Genomic DNA, 26,405 nt, shown 5'->3' with positions numbered 1-26,405 from the left:
CCCAGGGTGTGTTCTTCCATTGGAAGGACGGGTCGCGGTCGGGCGCTGTGGCAGATGAACTCTTCAAGGGCTACCAGGGTGCCATACAGTCTGATGGGTATGAGGTCTACAGCAGGTTTGAGAACGTTCAGGGCATCGTGCTGTTAGGATGTATGGCACACGTGAGACGTAAGTTCGAACATCTGGCGTCTGACGATAAGAACGCCGCCCATATCATCGAAACGATAGCCACGCTTTATGAGTTGGAGGAAAACCTCAAACACAAGAAAGCACCACCCGAGGAAGTGGAGACAGAACGAAAGGCTAAAGCTTACCCTATTCTTAAGTATTTGGAGACCTATATGTTGGATGTACACAAACAGTACACCCCAGGCGAAGCTATGGAGAAGGCACTGCGTTATGCCTTCGCCGTATGGATACGCATTGGCAGATATGTGCAGGACGGACGCTTCAACATAGACAACAACCTTATGGAACAGGCCATCAGACCCATCACGCTTGGAAGAAAGAACTACCTGTTCTGTGGTAACAATGAGGGAGCGGAGAACAACGCCATCTTCTATACCTTCGTGGCGTGTTGCAGGGAAGCAGACATAGAGCCATACAAATGGATGAAGGAAGTTCTTTCAAGACCCCTGCCAGATATGACGGAGGAGGAACTCACGAAAATGCTACCTTCAAACTTCAAATAACAAATAACCCTTATATGCTGCCAGACATATAAGGGTTATTTGTTGGTGTGAAAGTCGGCTAATATTGGATGCTTACCATATAAGGGTTATTTGTTGGTGTGAAAGGCGGCTAATATTGGATGCTTACTCTCTAACCTCTAACCCTCTAATCAAAAAAGGGGCGAACAATGGTTCGCCCCTTTTTTGATTCTAGTGCCTTACCAGCACTCGGTAAGTCTCGCCCGCTACGCAGACTAGGTAAACACCATCCGCATAGGGTGTCAAGTCAATCTGTAGCACGCCTCGGCTATCGGCACGACCCGCATAGAGCCGTACGCCAGTCATACTGTGGAGCGTCACCTTGCTGGCAGGAGCTACACCCTCCACGATGAGATAGTAAGTCGCTGGATTCGGGTAAAGCTTCACCTGCTGAGTGACGGTCGTCTCCACGCCCGTGTGATCTGCAAAAGTAGCCTTAACCTCCGTTGCACCCTTGATCACAACTTTCTTTGTTGCGAGGATGTCCGTACCGTTGGCCGTGAGAGCTGTCAACTTGTAGCCGGCGGCTGGCGTAGCAACAATCGTCAACTCCGTACCATAGGGGATTGCGTTGAGATCATCTGATCCCGTAGCAGAGATCGTACCTTCGCCCTCCTTTGTGAACGTTACGGCAAAAGTTTTCTTCGTAAAGGTCGCCTTGATTAAAACATCTGCCGTGCCGACGGTGCACTCAAAGGTCGTCTGACCCGTATAGGGAGTGACCTCTATCTCTTCCTTGCCGATGAGCCACTTGTCTATCTGGTAGCCCTCAGCAGGCTGAGCTGTGATGACGATCTTGTCGCCTTCATAAGCTGGGCTTCCAGAGGTAAAGGGCTCCCCATTTCTAGTAGCTGTGAGCTTGTTTTCGCCTTCGCCTTCTGGCGTGAATAGCACGGTGTAGTTCTTCTTCGCAAAGGTTGCCTTGATCTCGGTGTCTTCCCTGACGCTCAGCTTCTTCGTCGCGAGGATGTCCTTACCGTTGGCCGTGAGAGCTGTCAACTTGTAGCCTGCAGCCGGTGTCGCTACGATGGTCAGCTCGGTACCTTCTGGAACGGCGTTAAGGTCAGCGGCTCCAGTAGCGGTGAGCGTTCCTTCCCCTTCCTTTGTCAGCGTAACCTTTAAGGAATGTGCGCCCTCGTAGGCAACATACTTTCTGGTATCGGACTTGTACTTTAGCGTATTCCAGTTCTTACCCTTGGCAATAGCGACATCGGATTTAAGGCAAATATTGCCCTCAAGAGCTGGTTCTTGCACTACGGTAAATTTACCGGCTTTCTTTCCAGTACGGTCGGGCAGACTGTTCACCAAGCGAGTCATTTCTTCGCCTTTGATTTGATTGCCGTGGCAGTTAAGTGTTTCCAATTTGGTATTCTTGGATACATCCAACGCCATCAGTTGATTGCGGTAGCAGTCAAGCCTTGCCAAGGCCGTATTCTTTGATACATCCAACGCCATCAGTTGATTGCGGTAGCAGTCAAGCCATGTCAATGCGGTGTTTTGGGATACATCCAATGCGGTCAGCTGATTGTTGTCGCAGATGAGCTGTGTCAACGCAATGTTTTGGGATACATCCAATGCAGTCAGCGGATTTTCACCGCAGGCAAGGATTGTCAAAGCAGTATTCTTGGATACATCCAATGCGGCCAGCTTATTTTCAGCGCAGACAAGCTTTGTCAACGCTGTGTTTCTAGATACATCCAATGCAGTCAGTTGATTTTGCTGGCAGTCAAGATTTGTCAACGCAGTGTTTTGGGAAACATCCAATGCGGTCAGCTTATTGCGGTAGCAGTTAAGCCATGTCAATGCGGTGTTTTGGGATACAACCAATGCGATCAGCTTATTACGGTAGCATTCAAGCTTTGTCAAGGCCGTATTCTTTGATACATCCAACATGGTCAGCTGATTTTTGTAGCAGTCAAGCCTTGTCAAGGCGGTGTTCTTTGACACGTTCAAGCTGGCTAGTTGATTGTCGTAGCATTTAAGCGATGCCAAGGCGGTACAGCCAGATACGTCCAAGCTGGTCAGTTGATTGTTGAAGCACTCAAGCGTTGTCAAGGCGGTACAGCCCGAGACGTTCAAGCTGATCAGTTGATTGTCGTAGCATTTAAGTTCTGTCAAGGCGGTACAGCCCGATACATCCAAGCTGGTCAGTTTGTTGCCGAAGCATTTAAGCGATGTCAAGGAAGTGCAACCAGACACGTCCAAATTGGTCAGTTGATTGTTCCAACCTTTAAGTTTTGTGACATCGCCTCGAATGATGACAGTTTGGCTGGTAAGGGTGTAGGTAGTGGAGCCTTTAGAAGACGGCTCTTTGACACCTTCGATGGTGACGTTGCTACTAGCCCAAATTTCTAATTTGATTTTCTCTCCGACGGCCTTGGTAGTGGTCATAGTGATGACCCCTTCGGCGAGAAGCGAGCTGGTCGCGAGCAGCGTGCCGAGGAGGGCGAAGAGCCTGATGCGTAGTTGTTTATTCATTGTCTTATTGATTTAGGATGATTGTATGCTTCCAAAACACTTGCGTATGTCAGAAAATTCACTTATCTTAGTGCTACTAAACATGTAAAATAATAAACCAACTGACGCAACAAAGATAGCAATAAAATCTGATAAAATAACCTCTTTTGGTGGAATTTTTCACGTAATGGATGTTTTTTCCAAACTTGAACTCAATCAAATTATTGATTCCTCGCTTGGTCAGCGTGGCAGTACAGGTGTACGGCATTCCAATATAGTGATATTATTTCATCGCTGTTTTATAGCTATTTGTGCGGTGCTGATTGCTTAGAAGATATTAACACGCTCGTTGCTCAGTTTTCATTATCTCCCAAATGTACACTTCCTGGGGCAGACACCGTTGGTCGTGGTTTAAAAGAACTTAAGGAAGCAAATGTGGTTTACACTTGTGATAAATCCAAGCACGCCTATAAGTTCAATAAGGCTGAGAAATTAAACCAACGATTTCGTTAAGCCAGACGAAGTATGCAAATGAGCAAAGCGAAATTTGTACATGCTCGTGGCGAGAAATCGCACTTTGAAAAAGAACTTCTTCTGACGATGGTTAAGCATCTTGGCTTAATAAACGAAGGAAGCAGCGTTGATTTGGACTTTGATCACCAGTTTATTCCTGCACACAAATACGATGCAACATATTCTTATAAAGGCGATTACGGTTACTTCCAGGTTGGGCACACCTGCCTTTCTCCTTTCTTGAGCAGAACACCGTCTTTATGCTCGTTACAGCAATGCCGAAGAACTTCTACCTCTTTCTCATTGATAAATTGTCTCAACAAATAGAACCTCTAAAGAAAAGCAGTCGTTTGAAGAAGTTCATATTACACTTCATCAACGTACCTGCCAAATGGATTAAGACAGGAAGGAGATACGTCTTAAACCTATACACACCCAAAAAGTATTATATCAAGATTTTTAAAGAATAGCTTCAAACTCTTTGCTGAATTTTATCTTCCCCATTCCCTTATGGGTAAGGGAACTTGTGTCCAATAACCAACCTATTTGTAGTAAGTTGAGCAAAAAATGACAAATCGACCTTTCTCGTAGGGTTAAAGGAGACGCAAGCAAGTTTTGAAACAAACAAGGAAATTGTTTGCGGAAATAAGGTTTATATAAAAAAGTTAGTTTTAGGGAAACCACCCTTTGTTAATAGGGATTTTATATTTGTCAGTTCGATTGGTTTATTTTACCTTTGTATCCAAAGAATTTGGAGGAAACGAATATGAAGAAAGTATATATCTTTGGGTTGGTTGCAAGTATTGTGATGAGTAGTTGCAGTTCTATGAATGGAGTTATGACAGGCGGTTCGTTAGGCAGTGTGCTTGGCAGTGCCATTGGCGGTCTTGCTGGCGGTGCGCGTGGTTCGGATGTAGGCACAATTGTCGGTATGGCAGGTGGTGCGGTAGCAGGTGCGGTACTTGAATCGAATGCGCAGAAGCGTGCGCAACAGGAGGTTCACGACCGATATGAACGTGTGCAGCAAAACAGCGTGCAAGGTATTAACCCTTACCATACGGAAGGCACACGAAGCACAGAAGGCACACGAAGCACAGAAGGTGATGGTGTATATGGATATTCTACGGCTACAAATGTGGCTGTGGCAGACACGATGGCTCAACTTCAGAAAGCTACTACCCCTATGTTGATGGATGAGACTCCTAATGTGGAACTCGTTAATGTACGCTTTGTAGACGATAGTGGCGATGGACAATTGTCACGTGGCGAAACAGGTAAGATTATGTTCGAGATATTTAATAGGGGAGGGCAGCCGCTTTACAATCTTGAGCCTTCTGTTGTAGACCTTAGCCATAATAAGTATATTACGGTAAGCCCATCTATCTTGATTAACAATATAGAGCCTCAAAATGGTATGCGCTATACAGCTGTTGTGGCTGCCGATAAAAAGGTGAAAAAAGGACGTGTACCCTTTGCTATTACCGTTTTGCAAAATGGCAAGAGCGTGTGCAAGGTGGTAAATATAGAAGTGTCTGTTGTGAAGTAAGCTAATCTGTAAGATTGGTATAGTGCAAGTTTGTTTATGGCGAGAAGGGGAGGTTACGAATAGACCAATTCCGTTTTGTCGATATATGGAAACAAATGGGTTTGTAACTGTTTTATAGTCAAAGGTTTATGTACGTGGTTGTCAAAGTTTAACTTTGACCCTCTGAAACATATATGTTTTACCCTGTCAAAGTTTAACTTTGGGACGGCAAGACATATATGTTTTGCGTTTGTAGTATGGGTGTTTGGTTTTTCTAAGGTGGGGTGGGGATAAATAGACCAATTGTGTATGATGATTTTTGGGGTGATGGGTGAATATTTTTGCGGTGTAGTTTGGTGGTTTCGGTTATTTTTGGTTTCTTTGCGAATAAAAGCCTCCCCCCGACCCCTCTGTTGGGAGGAGAGCGCAGAATTGCTATAGTTAGCGAGGGGTGGTTTTGGCGGACTGGTCGGACTGGTCAGACGAGTCGGACAGGTCTGACTAAATTGCCAAAGATACACCAACATAGCATTTGGCTTTAACTCCTTAGCGAGGAAAGAGCGGTAACTTCGGTTGACTCCTTTCTAACTCCTAATAAAATGGAACTCGACGAATCGAGCCCCTACATAAAAACAATGAGAAGATGAACAACGTGAAGAAGAAACGTGATAGCGGTATGGAGCTTTTGCGAATTGTCGCAATGCTATTGGTATTGATACTCCACGCCGACTTTGTGGCTATTGGTACGCCCACTGCTACCGATGTGGCAAGCGATGGGTTGTCGGCATTTGCGCGCTTTTTCTTCGAGGCAGCGGGCTTTCTTAGTGTCAATCTGTTTGTTTTTATTTCGGGTTGGTATGGCATCAAGGCTAATAAGCGTGGCATCTTGGGATTGTTGTTCCAGGTGCTTTTCTTCATTGTTTTGCTCTATGGGGTAAACCTTTGTGTGATACCTGATGCACACTTTTCGCTTTCCTATCTGTGCCATCTTTTACGCTTGGACAGCTATTGGTTTGTACGTTCCTATCTCGTGTTGTATTGCCTCTCGCCTATGCTCAATGGACTTATAGACAATGGCAACCGCCGACAGTACACCCTCATACTTGGCTGTCTGTTTGTTGTGCAGTCGCTCTTTGGGTGGTTGGATAGTAGTTGGTACGGTGCAGATGGCGACTCTCCCCTTACCTTTGTCTTTGTTTATCTCTTGGCAGGATATGTGCGCAAGTATAATGTTTTCAGCGGTTTATCGTCCTCTATGCTAAGTCTCTGTGTTGTAGGCTTGGTATTGCTTTCTACGTTTTTAGCTTTCGTTTCGGTAAACGTTAGTGCTACCCTTGCAAACCTTTGGTACAAACACACCTCACCCCTTGTGTTGCTTTCGGTTACGCTTACTGCGGTCTTGTTTTCACGATTGCGGTTTTATAGTAAGGTGGTAAATACCCTTGCGACTTCGGCTTTTGCGGTTTACTTGCTCAATGTATTTCCTTTCGTTTTCGAAAAATATATCTCAACAGCAGCCTACATCTTCCATACTTATAGCGGATTGTGCTGTCTGCTGTGCATTAGTGGGTTGGTTGTGGCGTCATACATTGTTGCCTTCTTGATAGACCAAATAAGAATAATCGTGTGGAATAGACTTAAAATAAATAAAATATGAAACGATACATACACCTTATTATATATATGCTCCTTGCCAATGTGGCAATGGCGCAACGCCCAACCTACCATAAGATGTCGGCTTTGGTGCGTGAGGCAGCAATGGACCAAACCCTAAAGTCTAATCGTGCGAAAACAAAGGGGAGACACGAGGGCAGACAAGCTACGCTTACGGCTTTCGTGAAGTTGAAAAGTGGAAATGCAGAATATATTTTTGCCGATTATGGTTGTAAAGTGTTGAGCAAGATAGGCGAAATCTATATTGTTTCTATTCCGCTCAACAGCCTTTCCGACCTTTCACGCTCTTCGTTTGTAGCGCGTATTGAGGCAGGACAACGCTCTGAGGTGCAGATGGATACCACTCGGCAGTTTGTCAATGTAGATAAGGTGTATCAAGGTATCGACCTCCCTGAAGGCTATACAGGCAAGAATGTAATTGTGGGTGTGCAAGATATAGGTTTCGACCTTACTCACCCCACTTTCTACTCACGTGATATGAGCAGATACAGAATAAAAGCATTGTGGGACCAATTGTCAAAAGATACCATCGGAAGTGCGTTGCCTGTGGGACGAGATTATACTACCGAAACCGACCTCCTTGCCATAGGGCATCCCTTAGACGGACTGACCCAAACCCACGGCACACATACGGCAGGTATAGCTGCAGGAGGTGGTGCAGAGGGGGTAGGCGTACAAACCCCTTACTACGGTATAGCCTACGATGCTGATATAGTGATGGTGGCAAATGCTACGGGTAACAATGTAGGATTGATAGACAAAGCCAACTATTATAAATACACCTACGCCACTGATGCCTTGGGCTTTAAATATATGTTCGACTATGCCGACCGTGTGGGCAAACCCTGTGTTATTAATTTTAGTGAAGGTGGACATCAAGACCTCATAGGCGATGACGAACTGTATTACCAAATTCTAAATTCGCTTACAGGACCTGGGCATATTATTGTGGCTTCGGCTGGCAATGATGCCGACTGGGTGAATTATGTGCATAAACCCGTTGGCAGAGAGAGCGTTGGCGCATTTGTGCAAGGCAATAAAGTAAGACTGATGTTCACTATTAAGTCGGCTAAACCCTTTATGCTGCGTTATAAATTGTATAAAGACAAGGCTAACTCCTTGTTGAAAGAGATAGCTACGGCAAGTGTTTTGGCAAGTAAGGACTCAACCTTTACCGATTCGCTATTGATAGGCGATGAAAAAATACATTGGCACATTACGGCTTATCCTTCAAGTCTGAAAGCGAGTGAAACGGTTTACGACCTTCGTATGTGGTCTAACTCGTTTTTGGGCGAGACTACACCTATCTCGTTAGAGTTGGTAGGCAAGGAGGCTGATATCGAATTGTATCGCATTTCAGGTAAATGGGTGCAGAACAAAGAAATTGACGCCGAATTGTTTTCGGGTGATAATAGCCATAGCATTCATTCTCCATCGAGTGCGCCAAGCGTTATTTCGGTGGGGGCAACTGCCTATCGTGAAGGCTTTTTGAACTATCGTGGCGAGTGGAAAAACTATAGCCAAGGTACGGGCGGACGGTTGACTTCTTTTTCTGGCATAGGTCCTACGCTTGACGGACGAACAAAGCCCGATGTGGTAGCACCGGGGCAGAACATCATCTCTGCATACAGCAGTTTCTTTATCAACAATCCTGATAATGTAGGTTTTCCGCTTTCGAGCGATACACGCCACTTTATGTATAACGGCAAGGAGTATGCGTGGAATAGCAATAGCGGCACGTCAATGTCGGGTCCTGTTGTGGCTGGAGCTATTGCCCTTTGGCTGCAGGCTTACCCTTCGTTAACGCCCGACGACTGCCGTAAGGTGTTTGCTAAGACTTGCACCCATTACGATGCCGCATTGTCCTATCCTAACAATATGTATGGTTATGGACAAATAGATATTCACGAAGGTTTGAAGGAAGTGTTGCGAATGGCTGCTCAAGGGATAGAACGTGTAGAAGATGTAGAGGCTAAGGCGTTAGACAATCGTATTTACTCGTTAGACGGTCGCTATCTCGGCACTTCGGTATCGGGTTTGCCTAAGGGCGTGTATGTGAGGAAACATAAGAAGTTTGTGGTGAGGTAACTCCCTCCCCATTATTAGGTATTTTGTAAGAATGCCTACTTTTAGGTATTGCACGCTTTGAAGATTATCCATATCTTTGCACTCGTAAAACAAGAAAATAAATAAGTAATAAAGATATGAATAAAACAGTTGTAGTTTTCGGTTCATCAACCGGTACTTGCGAAAACATTGCAAATACTATCGGAGAAAAATTAGGTGCAGAAGTAATCAACGTTACAGACTTCTCTGCTGACACAGTGGCTAATTATGATAATCTTATCCTCGGTACTTCAACTTGGGGTGCAGGCGAATTGCAAGACGATTGGTACGATGGTGTCAAGGTGTTGAAGGCTGCTGACCTTTCAGGTAAGACTATTGCTATCTTCGGTTGTGGCGACTCAGAATCTTATTCAGACACTTATTGCAGTGGTATGAAAGAAATTTATGATGCTGCTGAAGGTGCAAAAATTCTTCCGGGTGTATCTACAGATGGTTATACTTTTGACGACAGCGAGGCTGTTGTAGATGGTGCTTTCGTAGGTCTTGCATTGGATGATGTGAACGAAGACGACCAAACAGAAGGACGCATTGATGCTTGGTTGGGTGAAATAAAAGGTTCGCTTTAAGCCTAACGAGGACTATTCACGCTTAGACGAAGAAAGGAGGAATTATGCCTGCAGATATGAAAGTTCTAATGAACCACATCTACGAGTTTAAGAAAGGTGTACGCCAAATGGTGCTTTATACGTTTAATAAAAAGTATGAAGACTTCGTTACGGGTCGCCTTGAGCGTCAGGCTATTCCCTACGTTATTCACCCCGTGGGTAACGACCGACTCAATCTTTTCTTTGGGCGTAAAGAATGTTTAGACGCAATCAATCTGTTCATCACCAAACCCCTCAATCAGCTCACACCTGAAGAGGACTTTATACTTGGTGCAATGCTTGGATATGATATTCGAGTGCAATGCGAACGCTATTGCGAACGAAAGTGTCGCACTTGCAATCGAATGCAATAAAATAGATTTTATTAAATGTAAATCTTGTTCGCGAAATAAAATTATTTCATAATGTTTTTGTATAGGATTAAGGCTGGCTGTGAAGTCAGCCTTTTCTTTTTATATGGATAGTATGTTATTTCAATAAATTATTGTACTTTTGCATCGAAATAGTGTGGTGGGAGTTACCGCTGTACTTTCATTTTTTTATTGGTGAAATTTAGCGTTTGCTATTTATTCTATACGTTCCTGAAACTTGCCGGTAGATAGAACGAACCACAGAATAATAAGTGAGCGTCTGCGATAGCGTGGGCGTGTTTCTTATCTGTGGTTATAGGTTTCCGGCAAGTACCTAAGGAACGTGGATAAGTTGCTTGTCCACGTTTCTTTGTACTTGTTTTGAAACCTATTTTTTATGAATATTTTGGCTCGCACATAATCTTATTATTATGTCGAAAGAGAAAAGTTTGATGCTCAAAGGAGTAGCAATCTTAATGATGGTGTTTCTACATTTGTTTAATAATCTTGGATTTGTAGCATATTGCCATCCCCTGCTTTATGTAGGTGATAAGCCATTAGCTTACATTATTACTCGTGCGTGTGTACCTGTTGGTTTCTTCTTGATGCTTAGTGGTTATGGATTAGATTGTTTGTATACTGCTCAGCGAGATATGGGACTGAAGGCACAAGGCAGACGATTGTTGAAACTGTTTGTTGCCTATTGGCTTATTTTGCTTATCTTTGTAAGCATAGGAAGTTTTGTTCGTCCTGAAAAGTATCCTGGCGATGCTTGGGAAATGATAGGAAATTTGACGAGTTGGAAGAATAGTTATAATGCTGAACATTGGTTCTTATTTCCTTATACAATGTTGAGTATCACGGCTTTGTATATTTTTAAGCTTGTTGATAAGTTGGGCAGATGGAAATCGGTTGCTTTGTTTGGCTTTCTCTATTTAGTTAGCGGATATATCATAAGTCGTTATATCGCTGTTGAAAAAAGTTATGATAGTGTCTTTGCTCATTTCATTACTTATATAGAACTGACATTTGAATTTGTTTTAGGTGCATTGCTTCATCGAGTTAGTGTAGAACGAGGATTAAAGATAGAACGTTTGGCAGGGAAAAATGTTTTAGTTTTGAGTTTGTTGTTATTGCTGATAACAGCTCAATGTTTTATCACTACAGGTGTATTTGGTTTTCTTTATCTCCTTTGTTTTATTGTCTTATTTTTGCAATTGCGAATTGGCAAAGTTGCTGCTACCGTATTGCAGTTCCTTGGGAAATATTCGATGGTGATGTGGCTTACCCATTCTTTTTTCTGTTATCACCTTTTCCACGATTTTATTTATAGCTTCGATAATCCTCTCTTTATTTTTATTGTATTGATGGCAATAACGATTGCGGTTTCAATTCCAATTAAGTGGATTGCAGATAAAATAGTTGGTGTAATGAAATTATAAGCGCAGTATTGTTTTGATTTTTTAGTAAGTACAAATAAAAAAGGTTGTTAGCTAATGTTTGGCTAACAACCTTTGTATGTGTGGGTTAGAGTTTGTCTTTCTCTATATCTTTGAAGTAGCGATAAGTACCTACCTTGAGCTCGTGGCAAGCAGCCTCATCGGCAACGATAATGCCGTGAGGGTGTTGTTGGAGGGCAGAGATAGTCCACCAATGGGTTAGCGGACCTTCCACTGCAGCTTGCAAAGCACGTGCCTTGTTGTAGCCATTGACAAGGATAAGAACCTCGCGAGCATCCATCACTGTGCCCACACCTACGGTAAGGGCAAACTTAGGAACTTTGTTTACATCATTGTCGAAGAAACGAGAGTTGGCAATAATGGTATCGGTAGTTAAAGTCTTTTGACGCGTACGACTGCTGAGACTTGAGCCAGGTTCGTTGAAAGCGATATGACCATCAGGACCAATTCCGCCTAAGAAAAGGTCGATACCTCCTGCTTCTTTTATCATTCGCTCGTAATTCTCACATTCGGCATTGAGGTCTGTGGCATTACCATTGAGAATATGAATGTTTTCTCGTGGGATGTCAATATGGTCGAAAAGATTGCGTGCCATAAATGAGTGATAACTTTCTGGGTGGCTTTCGGGCAGTCCTATATATTCGTCCATATTGAATGTGATGACATTTTTGAAACTTACTTTTCCAGCTTTATTAGCTTTCACAAGTTCTGCATACATACCTTCTGGCGAAGAACCAGTGGGAAGACCTAATACAAAAGGACGCTCCTTGGTGGGGTTTGCGGCATTGATACGTGCCACAACATAATCAGCTGCCCAACGTGACATTTGCTGATAATCGGGTTCGATAATTAATCGCATAAATTATGATATTAAAAAAATATGCCGCAAAAGTAAGAAAAACAACAAAAAGAACGAAAAATAATTGGAACTTTATTTATAAAAAATAACATATTCAGTCTAAAAAACAAGATTTATCGCTTTACGAACTCTCAACTTTTTAGTATCTTTGCACCATATTATATAATAGTACTATTTGAATGAAAGAATTTGTTATATCTGAAGTTAAAGCAGAGACAGCTGTGCTTGTGGGATTGATAACCCAAGAACAGAACGAGGCTAAAACTAAAGAATATCTTGACGAATTGGAATTCTTGGCTGACACGGCGGGAGCTGTTACAGTGAAACGATTTACACAGCGTGTGGGTGGTCCTAATATGACAACCTACGTGGGTAAGGGTAAATTGGAAGAAATAAAAGAGTTTGTCAAGGAAATGGAAGATAACGAAGAGCCCATAGGTATGGTTATCTTCGATGACGAATTGTCGGCTAAGCAATTACGAAATATAGAAGACGAGTTGGGCGTGAAAATTCTCGATCGTACTTCGCTTATCCTCGATATATTTGCAATGCGTGCGCAAACGGCTAATGCCAAAACGCAAGTGGAATTGGCTCAATATCGCTATATGCTCCCACGCTTGCAACGCTTGTGGACCCACTTGGAACGCCAAGGTGGTGGTTCGGGCTCGGGTGGTGGAAAAGGTTCGGTGGGACTTCGTGGACCTGGTGAAACCCAGTTGGAAATGGACCGCCGTATCATTCTCCAACGTATGACCCTCTTGAAGCAACGCCTTTTAGAAATAGACAAGCAGAAGGTGACGCAACGTAAAAATCGTGGCAGACTGATACGTGTGGCACTCGTGGGTTATACCAACGTTGGAAAATCTACCATTATGAACCTGTTGGCAAAGAGTGAAGTGTTTGCAGAAAATAAGCTATTTGCAACCTTAGATACCACAGTGCGTAAGGTAGTTTTGGAAAATCTTCCGTTCCTATTGGCTGACACGGTAGGTTTTATCCGCAAATTGCCTACCGACTTGGTAGACTCGTTTAAGTCGACACTTGATGAGGTGCGAGAAGCAGACTTGTTGTTGCACGTTGTAGATATTTCGCACCCCGACTTTGAGGAACAAATTCAGGTGGTAAACGAAACGCTGAAAGACTTGGAATGCTCTGATAAACCTATGATGATTATCTTTAACAAAATAGATAATTACACTTGGGAAGAAAAAGAAGAGGACGACCTTACACCGCTAACGAAAGAAAATATATCGCTCGAAGAGCTTAAACGCACGTGGATGGCGAAGCTAAACGACGACTGCCTGTTTATCTCAGCAAGAGAAAAAGAAAACGTAGACGAGTTTAGAGATGTGCTATACAAGAAGGTGCGTGAGCTACACGTGCAGAAATACCCTTACAACGATTTCCTCTACAATGTGGACATTGATGAGGGAATGGCGTAAAGATAAAGTTGAAGCATAAGAAAAAATAAAATTATGGCATACAGGGCATTAACCGACGAAGAAATAAGTATCTTCGAGAAAAATAATTGTTGGGCTGAAGACTGGACAAGGGTGCAGGTGGCAGAGGAAGGATTTCAAGCTAAATTCTTCCATAGAGTCCTTTTCTATGGCGATATACGTTTAGGACGATTTGAAAAAGAAGTGGAAGTAACAAAGGGATTTGTGAAACATTCGGGAATAAATGATGCCACATTGCGCAATGTATCGGTGGGCGACAACTGCTTGATAGAAAAGATAGGCAGCTATATCAACAATTATACCATTGGTAACGACTGCTTGATAACAAATATCTCTGTAATGGAGACTTTGGAAGGGGCAACCTATGGGCAAGGCAACATCGTTTCGGTGTTGAACGAAGTGGGTGATGGCAACTTGATGCTGTTCCCTGAACTCAATAGTCAGTTTGCTGCCTTTATGGTGAAATATCTCAGAGATAAGGACTTGAAGAATGCTATTCGTCGCCTTGTTTCGGAAGAAATAGCTCGCACAATGCCTGAAAGAGGTACGATAGGCAATCGTGTGAAGATTGTAAACACGAAGGAAATAACCAATACCATTATACAAGACGAGTGTGAGGTGAGCGGTGCAAGTCGATTGAGCGACTGTACTATTCTAAGTTCTGAAAATTCGAATGTATATATTGGAACGGGCGTTATCTGCGAAAACTCTATCATAAGCTATGGCACAAGCGTTATCAATAGCGTGAAGATGCAAGACTGCTTTGTGGGTGAAGCCTGCCAAATATCAAATGGTTTTACAGCCTCACAAAGTGTATTCTTTGCCAATTCGTTTATGGCTAATGGCGAGGCGTGTGCAGCTTTTTGCGGACCTTTCAGTGCTTCACATCATAAGAGTTCGCTTATTATTGGTGGTATGTTCTCGTTTTACAATGCAGGGTCGGGTACAAACTTCTCTAACCACGCTTACAAGATGGGGCCTATGCACTGGGGAACATTGGAACGAGGCACTAAAACAGCCAGCGGTAGCTATGTGTTGATGCCTGCTACAATCGGAACATTTTCGGTTTGTTTCGGTAAATTGATGCACCACCCCAATACACAGGCACTACCTTTCTCTTACCTTATAGCCTATGGCGAAACGATGTATCTTGTGCCTGGTCGCAACATTACTACCGTCGGATTGTATCGTGACGTGAAGAAATGGCCTAAGCGTGACCTCCGTCCACAGAATTCGCAGAAGAGTATCATCAACTTTGATTGGCTCTCACCATTCTCAGTGGGTGAAGTAATACGAGGCAAAAAGATATTGGAAACACTTCGTCAAGCCAGCGGAGCTAACGTTTCATCGTACATCTATCACGAATATGTGATTAATGCTTCAAGTCTTAACAAGGGTATCAAGTATTACGACATAGCATTACGCATCTATATGGGTGCTGTGCTCAAACGTGCGCACAAGTGGGGCTTCTTTGGCAAACCTGAAACAGAAATAGGTTTGGGCAAATGGAATGACCTTTCAGGCTTGTTGCTCCCAGAGAGTGAAGAGCTTCGCATCCTGAATGACATCAAGAATGGAACGTTAGAAACCATTCAAGAAGTAACCGATAGATTTGAAGAAATAAACGAAAACTATCGTAAGTATCAGTGGGCGTGGACTTATCGCTTAATTCTTGATTATTATGGAATAAAGGACATAACTCCTGCAGACGAAGAACAAATACGTAAAGATTACGTTGAGGCTCGTCGTGCGTGGATAGCTGAGATAAAGAAAGACGCTAAAAAAGAATACGATATGGGCGATGTGGAAGAAGAAGTTTATACAGATTTCATCAATAAGCTCGACCAAGAAACAGAATATGAAGAATAAATAACATCCTGATCAGTAAAAACAAAGGTTTGTACGAGAGATAGGATAAAAACTTAATACTAAATATTATATTATGCTTAAAAACCTTTTCTTAGGAAAATTAGGTATGTCGATGCTCCTCACACTTAGCGTGTTAGGAACAAAAGCACAGACTTATACCTACAAGAGCGTGCCTAACGACCCAATGAAGACACGCATCTACACATTAAAGAATGGTCTTACTGTTTACCTCAGTGTAAACAAGGAAAAACCACGTGTGCAAACTTACATCGCTGTGCGTACAGGTAGTCGTAACGACCCTGCTGAAACAACAGGTTTGGCTCACTACCTTGAACACATTATGTTTAAAGGTACAGAGAAGTTTGGCACATCAAATATGGAGGCAGAGCGTCCTTATTTGAAGCAAATTGAAAACCTCTACGAGGAATATCGCCACATTACCGACCCTGAAAAGCGCAAGGTGTGGTATCATAAGATTGACTCTGTTTCGCAAATCGCTGCTCAGTATAACATTCCTAACGAATACGATAAATTGATGGCGGCTATCGGTAGTCAGGGAACAAATGCTTATACATCAAACGACGTTACTTGTTATGTAGAAAATATTCCAAGTAATGAAGTTGAGGTGTGGGCTAAAGTACAGGCTGACCGTTTCCAAAATATGGTGGTACGTGGATTTCACACCGAGTTGGAAGCTGTTTACGAAGAGTACAATATGGGCTTGACAAGTGACAGCCGTAAACTCTTTGAAAGTTTAATGGCAAAGTTGTTCCCTAATCACCCATACGGAACACAGACAACCATCGGTAGAGGCGAACACTTGAAGAATCCTTCTATCACGAACATTATGAATTATTACCACAGATATTACGTGCCAAACAACGTAGCTATCTGTATGGCAGGCGACCTCGACCCAGATCAGACCATCGCAACAATTGAGAAGTATTTCGGTTCGTGGAAGAAGAGCGAAACATTGAGCGCACCTCAATATGGTCCACAACCAAAGTACACAGCTCCTGTTGATACAACTGTTGTTGGTCAAGAGGCAGAAATGCTTTACTTAGGTTGGAGAGGTGAGGCTGGAAACTCACTCCAAGGCGATACATTGAATATCATCAGCGACTTGTTGAACAATGGTCGTGCAGGTCTTTTCGACCTTAATCTCAATCAGAAGATGAAGGTTCAGACAGCAGGTGTAGGCTTCTCGGACCTTGCAGATTACTCTATGTTCATTGCTGTTGGTGCTCCAAAAGAAGGCCAAACATTGGACGAAGTACGCACACTCTTGTTAGGCGAAATAGAGAAATTGAAGAAAGGCGAGTTTTCTGACGATCTTTTACCTTCTGTAATCAACAACTACAAGCGCACCTATTACAAGCAATTGGATAGAAACGACTTCCGTGGCAAAGCATTTGTTGATGCTTTTATCAATAAGGTGGATTGGCAACAGTACGTAAATAGAATTGAGAGAATGTCTAAGCTCACCAAGGCTGACATTGTAAGCTTTGCTAATCGTTTCTTCGATAATGGTTACGCTGCTATTTACAAAAAACAAGGTGTAGATAATTCTATACAGAAGGTTGACAAACCAAAGATTACACCAATTCCAACCAATAACGATAAGCGTTCAGCTTTCTTGCAGGAAATTCTTGACCATAAGGCTCAACCTATCCAACCATCATTTGTAGATTTCAAGAAGGATTTGACAAAGGGTACAACAAAGAAAGGTTGGCCAGTGCTTTATAAGCAGAATACTCAAGACGATCTCTTTACACTCTACTTTGAACTTCCATTCGGTGAAGAAAGCGACTTGCTCCCAGGTTATGCTGCTTCATATATCGAATACCTTGGTACAAACAAGTTGACAAACGAACAAATCAAACAACAGTTCTACAAGTTGGCTTGCGACTACTCTATCGGTCAAAGCAAGGACGAAACCTATATTATGCTGTCTGGTTTGAATGAAAACCTTCCACAAGCATTGGCATTGTTTAATAATCTCATCGAAAATGCTAAGGTTGATAAAGAAGCATACGACCAGTTTGTAGACCTTATGCTTAAGAGCCGTAAGGACAGCAAGGCTGACCAAGACGACAACTTCAGCGCACTCTTCGACTATGGTATGTATGGCAAATACAATGCTACTCGCAATATCCTTAGTGAGGCACAATTGAAGAGTCTCAACCCACAGAAGTTGCTTGATGCCTTGAAGAATCTTAAAAACTACAAGCAAACCGTACTTTATTATGGTCCTTCATCATTGGCAGACATTGATAAGCTTATCAGCAAGACATTCAAGACTCCTAAGAAGTTTGCTCCAGTGCCAACAGCTAAGCACTATACAGTGGAAACAACTCCTAAGAACGAAATTTTGATTGCACCTTACGATGCTAAGAACATCTACCTTGTACAATTCCACAACGAAAACAAGGCATGGAATCCTGACAATGCAGCTACTATTGCACTCTTTAACGAGTACTTTGGCGGTGGTATGAATGCTATCGTATTCCAAGAAATGCGCGAGGCACGTGCTTTGGCTTACTCTGCAAGTGCACGCTATCGTCAGCCAGGTCGTTTGATTGATAAGGAAAACTTCTTTACCTACATCATCACACAGAACGATAAGATGATGGATTGCATTGCACAGTTCAACGAACTTTTGGACAATGTTCCTGTTCGTCAAGCTAACTTTGACCTTGCTAAACAGAGCTTAATGAAGAGTCTCGCTTCTTCTCGCACTTCTAAGTTCTCTATCCTTTCTGCATATCTTGCAGCACAAAAGATGGGTCTTGATTGCAGTATGAGCGAAAAACTTTACAAGGACATTCCTAACGTTCAGCTCCAAGACATTATCAACTTTGAGAAAACAAATATGGCTAAGAAGCCATTCAAGTATCTCATTCTTGGTAACGAAAAGGAACTTGATATAAAGGCATTGGAGAAAATCGCTCCTATTCGCCGTGTAACAACTGAAGAAATCTTCGGTTTTTAAGATATTATAGGCTGCTTTAATAGGCTTAACAGCTTGTTAGAGCAGCCTATTATTTATTATTTCTCAATACAATAGACATTTACAAAAGCATTATTTAATAATTAACAAATCTACAATACGCTTGCTTTAAGCAGCGTATTAAGTCAGATAAAACTTACATTATGGCTGAATTTAAATATGCCCCAATGTTTCAATTGGGCAAAGACGACACCGAGTACAGATTAGTTTCTAAAGAAGGCGTTTCTGTAACTACTTTTGAAGGTCAAGAGATTGTAAAGGTTGCTCCCGAAGCACTCACATTGTTAGCCCAAGAGGCTTTCCACGACTGCGAGTTTCTTCTCCGTCGTGCACACAATGAGCAGGTAGCTGCCATTCTGAAGGATAAAGACGCATCAGAAAACGACAAGTACGTAGCACTTCAGTTCCTCCGCAATGCCGAAACAGCTGCTAAGGGCGTACTTCCTTTCTGTCAAGACACAGGTACTGCCATTATCCACGGCGAAAAGGGTCAACACATCTGGACAGGTTTTGAAGACGAAGAAGCACTCTCTCTTGGTGTATTCAATACCTTTACACAAGAAAACCTTCGCTATTCGCAGAATGCTCCTTTGAATATGTATGATGAGGTAAATACCAAGTGTAACCTCCCTGCACAAATAGACATAGAGGCTACAGAAGGAGCTGAATACAAATTCGTTATGGTAGCTAAAGGCGGTGGCTCGGCTAACAAGACTTATTTCTATCCAATGACCAAGGCTACTATCCAAAACGAAGGCACACTTATTCCTTTCCTCGTTGAAAAGATGAAGAGCCTCGGTACAGCAGCTTGTCCTCCTTACCACATCTGTTTTGTTATTGGTGGTACATCAGCAGAGAAAAATCTCCTCACCGTGAAGCTCGGTAGCATCAAGTATTACGATAATCTCCCAACCACAGGCGATGAAACAGGTCGTGCTTTCCGTGACATCGACTTGGAAAACAAAATCCTCGAAGAAGCGCACAAGATTGGACTTGGTGCGCAGTTTGGCGGTAAATACCTTGCTCACGACATTCGCATTATCCGTCTTCCTCGTCACGGCGCAAGCTGTCCTATCGGTATGGGTGTATCTTGCTCTGCTGACCGCAATATCAAGGGTAAAATCAATAAAGATGGTATTTGGTTGGAAAAGATGGATGCCAACCCTGGAGAACTCATTCCTGAAGAATATCGTAAACCCGGTGAAGGTGCTAAAGGCGTTGAAATCGACCTTAATCAAGGCATTGATGCCGTTCGTGCCGAACTCAGCAAATATCCTGTTTCCACCCGTATCAACCTTAAGGGTTCTATCATCGTAGCACGCGATATTGCACACGCCAAGCTCAAGGCTCGTCTTGATGCTGGCGAACCATTGCCACAATACTTTAAGGACTATCCAGTGCTTTATGCTGGTCCTGCAAAAACTCCTAACGGCTTACCTTGTGGTTCAATGGGGCCTACTACTGCCAACCGTATGGACCCATACGTTGACGAGTTCCAAGCTAATGGCGGTTCACTCGTAATGATTGCTAAGGGTAATCGCACCCAAGAAGTTACCGATGCTTGCAAGAAGCACGGTGGTTTCTATCTCGGTACTATCGGTGGTGTAGCTGCTGTTCTTTCACAAAGCAGCATTAAGAGTATTGAGTGTGTGGAATATCCTGAACTCGGTATGGAAGCTGTTTGGAAGATTGATGTAGAAGACTTCCCTGCCTTTATCCTTGTAGACGATAAGGGTAACGACTTCTTCAAGCAGCTGAAACCTTGGACAGGTTGCCCAAAGAAGTAAAACTATCCCTACCTATATATAATAAGGAGAGAACTCAAAACGGGTTCTCTCTTTTATTGTAGAATTAATTAATCAATCTATTGCGTTGATTTGTATATGGCATTGCAAAGTTGTATTGTCTGAATTTTAAATTATGAATATTGTTTCATTTATAAAAAGTTGGATACTGCCTGTATCTATGGCTGTTGGTGTTTTAGGCTACCTCCTTTTTGCCTTTACTCCTATGCTTTCGCCCGTTTCTGTATTCTTCGATTCCATCTTTCGCTCTATTCTTCCCGTGGCGATGTTTCTGATGCTTTACGTTACGTTTTGTAAAGTAGACTTCCGAAAACTTAAACCAGTGAAGTGGCACTTATGGATAGGCATATTCCAAATTCTGTTTGTTTTCCTTGTTGTAGGCATTATTCTTCTCTTACATCTTAACAGCGATATGTTGATATTGATGGAGTCTGTATTGGCTTGTATCATTTGTCCGTGTGCTTCTGCTGCACCTGTAGTTACACAAAAGTTGGGTGGAAGCATTGAAGATATGACTACCTACACTTTTCTTTCCAATTTTATTTGTGCTGCACTCATTCCTATTTGCTTCCCACTTATCGAGTCAAGTGCCAATATAGACTTTCTTGAGGCTTTCCTTATCATCTTGTATCGTGTTTGTATGGTCTTGGTTTTGCCAATGTTGATAGCCTATTTCACTAAGCATTGGCGCATCTTACAGCCTTTATATACGTGGATTTTATCTGTACGCAACCTTGGATTTTATCTTTGGGCTTGTACGTTAACCATTGTTACAGGCACAACGGTCAAGAATATTGTTCACGCCGATACTACCGCTCTTTTTCTCATTCTCATTGCTCTCTTAGGACTTGTTATGTGTCTTGTTCAGTTTGCTGTAGGGCGTTATATTGGCAGACGTTTTGATAGCGTTATAGAGTCGGGACAAGCTTTAGGACAAAAGAATACCACCTTTGCCATTTGGATTGCCTTTACTTATCTTATTCCATTATCTTCTGTTGGTCCAGGCTGTTATATTCTTTGGCAAAACATCATCAACAGCATTGAAATATGGTATTATGGAAAGAAACAAAGTCGTAATTAACGTTTTTTGCGCAAGTTATACGCTTAATTGATATATAATGATGTAACTTTGTTGCAGACATTAATTAGTCATTAACAGTTCAAGTATATATGAAAAAGTTTTTATTTTTATTATTTACAATTGGATTAGGTACTTGTTTCATTTCGTGTAAAGATGATACAGAAATTGGGATATGGACTCCTATGAAGTGGAAAACTGAAGTACGAACCATTATTAAACCCAAATCGGTCGTTAGACCAGTCGGACTAGTCGGACGTGTCAGACAAGTCCGACTGGTCCGACTGGTCTAACGACCGATTTGGGTTAAACAAAACCGCCATCAGACACATATTCTTGTCTGATAGCGGTTTATTTTATTCATTTGGAATAATATCTACGCTCTTTTATTCCTTTTCTGCGCTTTCTATTTCTTTTTTACTTGGCTTGGTTGCTACAATAAAATAGAGTATCAAAGCGATGTAAGCACAGAGTGCAAGCAATTCTGAAAGATGGTTTTCCCACCAGTTAGCATAGTCGAACTCTACACCAAAGAATTTCAGCAATGCTGATACCACGCCCATCAATGCACCACCAGCGATAAAGCCCGATGCGAGAAGTGTACCCTTGTCACCACGAATTTTATTGATGGTCTCGTCTTTTGAGCGAGTTGTGATATACCAATTCACTGCACCACCTACGAGCAAAGGAATGTTCAATTGAATAGGGATAAACATACCCAAAGCAAATGGGAGCGCAGGAATTTTACAACGGTCGAGTACCAAAGCGATAACTGCACCAATGCCATACAATGCCCAAGGCGCACCCTGTCCGCTCATCAGTGGTTTGATAACAGCTGCCATAGCGTTGGCTTGTGGTGCTGCCAATTGTCCCGACTCAAAGCCGTAAGTCTTGTCCAATACTATCATTACACCGCATACGGTAGCTGCCGAAACAATAGTACCGAGGAATTTCCACGTTTCTTGTTTCTTAGGAGTTGTACCGAGCCAATAACCTATCTTCAAGTCGGTAATGAACGAGCCTGCCATTGACAAAGCTGTACATACTACGCCACCCATCAAAAGGGCAGCCAACATACCCGAATTGCCTTTCAAGCCTACACCAACCATCACTACTGATGCAAGGATAAGCGTCATAAGCGTCATACCCGATACTGGGTTAGAACCCACGATGGCAATAGCATTGGCAGCCACGGTTGTGAAAAGGAAAGCAATAATCGTTACAAGAATAATTCCAACTACGGCGTGCAAAAGGTTGAACTGCATTACACCGAAGTAGAAGAAGAGGAAAACGATAACCAAGGTAGCAATACTTCCAAAAGCAATAATCTTGAACGAGATGTCACGTTGGGTGCGTATCACCTCTTCTTGGCTTCCGCCTTTGCCTTTCATTTCACGTGCAGCCAAGCCCACGGCACTTTTAATGATGCCCCACGACTTGATGATACCGATAATTCCCGACATAGCAATACCACCGATACCGATAGAACGTGCATAGTTCTTAAATATCTCTTCGGCAGTCATTGCACCCACAGCGGTTGTGATAGATGGATCCCACTGGTTGAGTACCGTGTCAGGAAAGATTAAAGCCATACCCGGTACAACAAGCCACCACACAGTAAGCGAGCCCATACAGATAATGAAAGCATATTTCAGTCCGATGATATAGCCTAAACCAAGGATAGCTGCACCTGTATTGAGTTTCAGCACCACCTTTGCTTTGTCGGCTATGGTTTCGCCAAAACCTATCATACGTGAAGTTACAGTTTCGTTCCACCAGCCAAAGGTTGCCACACAGAAGTCGTAAAGACCACCCACAAGACCAGCTAACAACAGCGGTTTAGCCTGACTGCCACCCTTTTCGCCACTTACAAGCACCTGTGTGGTGGCAGTAGCTTCAGGGAAAGGATATTTGCCATGTTGGTCTTTCACAAAATACTTACGGAAAGGAATCAAGAACAAGATGCCCAACACACCTCCGAGCGATGCAGCAAGGAATACTTGGAAAAAATCTGCCTCCAAATGCAGCATATAAATAGCAGGCATAACAAAGATACCACCTGCCACAACAGCTCCCGAACAAGCACCAATGCTCTGAATAATAACGTTTTCGCCTAAGGCATTTTTACGTTTTGTAGCCGACGACATACCAATGGCAATAATAGCAATTGGGATAGCTGCCTCGAACACTTGTCCTACCTTCAGACCAAGATAAGCCGCAGCAGCCGAGAAGAGCACTGCCATTAGCAATCCCCACGTTACCGACCAAGCACTCACTTCAGGATGCACCTTTGCAGGGTCCATCACGGGCTTGTATTCCTCACCCTCGTGCAATTCACGGAAGGCGTTTTCAGGAAGTTCAATGTTTTGTTTTTCTTGATTTTCCATACGTTTTATGATTTTAATTTCTGGGTAATAGGTTATTAGTCTGATTTGTCAGACCAGTCAGACCAGTCAGACCAGTCAGACCAGTCGGACGTGTCAGACCAGTCCGACAAATCTAATCTGTGCAAAGATAGTTAAAAAAACAGAAGTCGCCCACAAAAAAGCTAAGGAATATCACTTTTTTTGTAAGTTTGCATTATGAAAGAAATAGAACCAATTGCCTTTTTCCATTCTCCGCTTACCTCTAAATTTGGTATTCCACGACAGAGCGGAGTGGCTGAAGAAGTTAGAGGACGCATTGTTTTCTTACCTAAGTTTCGTCGTGATGAGGCGCTCCGTGGATTGGACGGCTTCGATTATTTATGGTTGATATGGGGCTTTTCCGAAAATGATAAAGGCTTATGGAAAGAAACTGACGGCTTAACCGTTCGTCCGCCTCGCCTTGGGGGCAATGAAAGGATGGGGGTATTTGCCTCTCGTTCGCCTTTCCGTCCTAACGGATTGGGGCTGTCTTCTGTGCGAATAGCTAAGATAGAAGGTGGCGAAATAGAGGTTATGGGAGCTGACCTAATGAACGGAACACCTATTTACGACATCAAGCCTTATGTACCTTATGCCGATAGTCACGCCAATGCACGTGGAGGATTTACCGACAGCAAGCAATGGGAAAAGCTACAAGTGGAATGTGATGCGCATTTGCTCTCTGTATTTACTACAGAAGAGATTGCAGCGTTAAAGTCGGTACTTTCTAACGACCCCCGTCCGCATTATCAACACGATGCAACTCGCATTTATGGTATGTTGTTTGCAGGACGTGAAGTAAAGTTTAAGGTGGAAGGCGATGTTTTGACAATTGTCAAAATAGAATAAATGAGGCGTTGTAAACCAATACGCCTCATTTTTTATTTGTTACTTGGAATAATCAAACCTTACGGAGAAATCTTATCAAAACGAAAAAACATCAGAAATGCTTGCAATAATGTAAGTGGAAGAACCAATGAAGGCTTAAACAAAGTTAGTATTTATCGGCTTTCACAATGGCTTCTACCACGCAAAATGACCTATAGGTCGAAAATTTAGGTGCTTTTTAGAATACTATCAAGATTTATTTTCTTATTGTTCTGTTTTTCCTTATGCCATCTTTCAAAAATAAAAGGTTAATCTTAGAAAAGCAAAACATATATGTTTGGGGTTGTGAAAGTTGAACTTTGGGAGGGTGAAACCTATATGTTTTAGGTGGTCAAACATATATGTTTTGTAAGCATCCAATATTAGCCGCCTTTCACACCAACAAATAACCCTTATATGTCTGGCAGCATATAAGGGTTATCTGTTATTTGAAGTTTGAAGGTAGCATTTTCGTGAGTTCCTCCTCCGTCATATCTAGCAGGGACCTTGAAAGAACTTCCTTCATCCATTTGTATGGCTCTATGCCTGCTTCCCTGCAACACGCCATGAAGGTATAGAAGATGGCGTTGTTCTCTGCTCCCTCATTGTTACCACAGAACAGGTAGTTCTTTCTTCCAAGCGTGATGGGTCTGATGGCCTGTTCCATAAGGTTGTTGTCTATGTTGAAGCGTCCGTCCTGCACATACCTGCCAATGCGTATCCATACGGCGAAGGCATAACGCAGTGCCTTCTCCATAGCTTCGCCTGGGGTGTACTGTTTGTGTACATCCAACATATAGGTCTCCAAATACTTAAGAATGGGGTAAGCTTTAGCCTTTCGTTCTGTCTCCACTTCCTCGGGTGGTGCTTTCTTGTGTTTGAGGTTTTCCTCCAACTCATAAAGCGTGGCTATCGTTTCGATGATATGGGCGGCGTTTTTATCGTCAGCCGCCAGATGTTCGAACTTACGTCTCACGTGTGCCATACATCCTAACAGCACGATGCCCTGAACGTTCTCAAACCTGCTGTAGACCTCATACCCATCAGACTGTATGGCACCCTGGTAGCCCTTGAAGAGTTCATCTGCCACAGCGCCCGACCGCGACCCGTCCTTCCAATGGAAGAACACACCCTGGGAGTGCATGGCGTCACGCACGCCCCACAGGTATCCTTTGCGTGTCTTTCCCTTGCGGTCGGCAACCTGTACGCTGGTCTCGTCAACCTGAAGATAAGGACTTTGCAGGATCTGCCTTACTTGAAGTTTATAAAGTGGATAAAGTGCATCGGCGGCATCGTGAACCCAGCTGTTGACGGTTGAGGTGGGGATGTTCACGCCCAGTTCCTTCCATCTTTCACATTGCCTATACTCGGGCTGGTGATAGGCGAACTTGGCAGTGATGATCTCAGCGAGCAGGGAAGCGTCGGCAAAACAATCCACCGCTTGCTTTTTCAAGGGGGCTTCCAGGATGTCGACCTTCGCATCCGTTGGCTNTTGAAGTCATTGCTGCGTACCAATTGGGACAGGCGAAGAATACCCTGACGCATGTCCACAGGAGTGCAACAAACCCGAAAAACATTTGTTTCGTTGAGTACAAACATAAGTTTTTCGGGCAAAGGTAGTAAAGCAAGAA

General features: G+C 43.0%; 17 protein-coding genes and 1 pseudogene. 14 read left to right on the top strand and 4 right to left on the bottom strand.

From position 1 onward, the window contains the following. A partial coding sequence (tnpC, locus tag CZ367_RS03130) for an IS66 family transposase (RefSeq protein WP_144006010.1) occupies positions 1-692 on the top strand: 692 nt, incomplete at its 5' end. 189 nt (positions 693-881) lie between these two features. Here tnpC (CZ367_RS03130) and CZ367_RS16140 read toward each other — a convergent pair. Further along, entirely contained in the window at positions 882-3,188 is a 2,307-nt protein-coding gene (locus CZ367_RS16140; RefSeq protein ID WP_077195608.1) for an InlB B-repeat-containing protein, read from the bottom strand. Between the two features lie 166 nt (positions 3,189-3,354). On the opposite strand from CZ367_RS16140, the pseudogene CZ367_RS16705 reads away from it, so the two are divergent. The 7 genes and pseudogenes from CZ367_RS16705 to CZ367_RS03085 all read left to right on the top strand — a co-directional run bounded on the left by CZ367_RS16705 (position 3,355) and on the right by CZ367_RS03085 (position 11,403). After that, positions 3,355-4,150, top strand: a pseudogene (locus CZ367_RS16705) (hypothetical protein). 296 nt (positions 4,151-4,446) lie between these two features. Beyond that, positions 4,447-5,226 carry a hypothetical protein gene (locus CZ367_RS03110; RefSeq protein WP_077195606.1) on the top strand — a complete coding sequence of 260 codons (780 nt, stop codon included), beginning with the start codon at positions 4,447-4,449 and terminating at the stop codon, positions 5,224-5,226. A 622-nt stretch (positions 5,227-5,848) separates the two neighbouring features. Next, positions 5,849-6,862 (top strand): acyltransferase family protein, encoded by a 1,014-nt coding sequence (locus CZ367_RS03105; RefSeq protein WP_077195605.1) that lies wholly within the window; start codon positions 5,849-5,851, stop codon positions 6,860-6,862. Beyond that, on the top strand, positions 6,859-8,967 hold the full coding sequence (locus tag CZ367_RS03100; RefSeq protein ID WP_077195604.1) for a S8 family serine peptidase: 2,109 nt from the start codon (positions 6,859-6,861) through the stop codon (positions 8,965-8,967). Before CZ367_RS03105 ends, CZ367_RS03100 begins: the two co-directional genes overlap by 4 nt. Before the next feature lie 116 nt (positions 8,968-9,083). Beyond that, positions 9,084-9,572: a flavodoxin FldA gene (gene fldA, locus CZ367_RS03095; RefSeq protein WP_077195603.1), complete on the top strand. Its 489-nt coding sequence runs from the start codon at positions 9,084-9,086 to the stop codon at positions 9,570-9,572. Positions 9,573-9,616: 44 nt separating this feature from the next. Continuing rightward, entirely contained in the window at positions 9,617-9,964 is a 348-nt protein-coding gene (locus CZ367_RS03090) for a DUF2023 family protein (RefSeq protein ID WP_077195602.1), read from the top strand. A gap of 428 nt (positions 9,965-10,392) precedes the next feature. Further along, the gene (locus tag CZ367_RS03085) at positions 10,393-11,403 is read left to right on the top strand and encodes an acyltransferase family protein (protein ID WP_077195601.1); all 1,011 of its coding nucleotides are present in this window, start codon (positions 10,393-10,395) and stop codon (positions 11,401-11,403) included. A gap of 85 nt (positions 11,404-11,488) precedes the next feature. Here the strand turns inward: CZ367_RS03085 and nagB are convergent, their stop codons facing one another. Beyond that, positions 11,489-12,280 carry a glucosamine-6-phosphate deaminase gene (gene nagB / locus CZ367_RS03080; RefSeq protein ID WP_077195600.1) on the bottom strand — a complete coding sequence of 264 codons (792 nt, stop codon included), beginning with the start codon at positions 12,278-12,280 and terminating at the stop codon, positions 11,489-11,491. Positions 12,281-12,459: 179 nt separating this feature from the next. Between nagB and hflX the strand changes: the two genes are divergently transcribed. The 5 genes from hflX (at position 12,460) to CZ367_RS03055 (ending at position 21,505) form a co-directional block, all read left to right on the top strand. Continuing rightward, positions 12,460-13,722: a GTPase HflX gene (gene hflX / locus CZ367_RS03075; protein ID WP_077195599.1), complete on the top strand. Its 1,263-nt coding sequence runs from the start codon at positions 12,460-12,462 to the stop codon at positions 13,720-13,722. Positions 13,723-13,755: 33 nt separating this feature from the next. Next, positions 13,756-15,609, top strand: a complete 1,854-nt coding sequence (locus CZ367_RS03070; protein WP_077195598.1) for a DUF4954 family protein — start codon at positions 13,756-13,758, stop codon at positions 15,607-15,609. Between the two features lie 73 nt (positions 15,610-15,682). Beyond that, positions 15,683-18,601 (top strand): M16 family metallopeptidase, encoded by a 2,919-nt coding sequence (locus CZ367_RS03065; protein ID WP_077195597.1) that lies wholly within the window; start codon positions 15,683-15,685, stop codon positions 18,599-18,601. A gap of 161 nt (positions 18,602-18,762) precedes the next feature. Next, a complete protein-coding gene (locus CZ367_RS03060) occupies positions 18,763-20,406 on the top strand; it encodes a fumarate hydratase (RefSeq protein WP_077195596.1) in 1,644 nt (547 codons plus the stop codon). 133 nt (positions 20,407-20,539) lie between these two features. Continuing rightward, on the top strand, positions 20,540-21,505 hold the full coding sequence (locus CZ367_RS03055) for a bile acid:sodium symporter family protein (RefSeq protein WP_077195595.1): 966 nt from the start codon (positions 20,540-20,542) through the stop codon (positions 21,503-21,505). Positions 21,506-21,888: 383 nt separating this feature from the next. On the opposite strand, the gene CZ367_RS03050 is transcribed toward CZ367_RS03055, so the two are convergent. Further along, positions 21,889-23,889, bottom strand: coding sequence for an OPT family oligopeptide transporter (locus CZ367_RS03050; protein WP_077195594.1), 2,001 nt, complete (start codon positions 23,887-23,889; stop codon positions 21,889-21,891). A 195-nt stretch (positions 23,890-24,084) separates the two neighbouring features. Between CZ367_RS03050 and tsaA the strand changes: the two genes are divergently transcribed. After that, positions 24,085-24,756, top strand: a complete 672-nt coding sequence (tsaA, locus tag CZ367_RS03045; RefSeq protein WP_077195593.1) for a tRNA (N6-threonylcarbamoyladenosine(37)-N6)-methyltransferase TrmO — start codon at positions 24,085-24,087, stop codon at positions 24,754-24,756. A 463-nt stretch (positions 24,757-25,219) separates the two neighbouring features. Here the strand turns inward: tsaA and tnpC (CZ367_RS03040) are convergent, their stop codons facing one another. Continuing rightward, positions 25,220-26,227: an IS66 family transposase gene (gene tnpC / locus CZ367_RS03040; RefSeq protein WP_237581499.1), complete on the bottom strand. Its 1,008-nt coding sequence runs from the start codon at positions 26,225-26,227 to the stop codon at positions 25,220-25,222. Positions 26,228-26,405: the final 178 nt, after the last annotated feature.

It is taken from the genome of Prevotella ihumii (genome assembly GCF_900155655.1).
GTDB classification, from domain to species: domain Bacteria; phylum Bacteroidota; class Bacteroidia; order Bacteroidales; family Bacteroidaceae; genus Prevotella; species Prevotella ihumii.
Note: the sequence above shows the minus strand (reverse complement) of the source record. Positions and strands in the feature narration are given on the sequence as shown.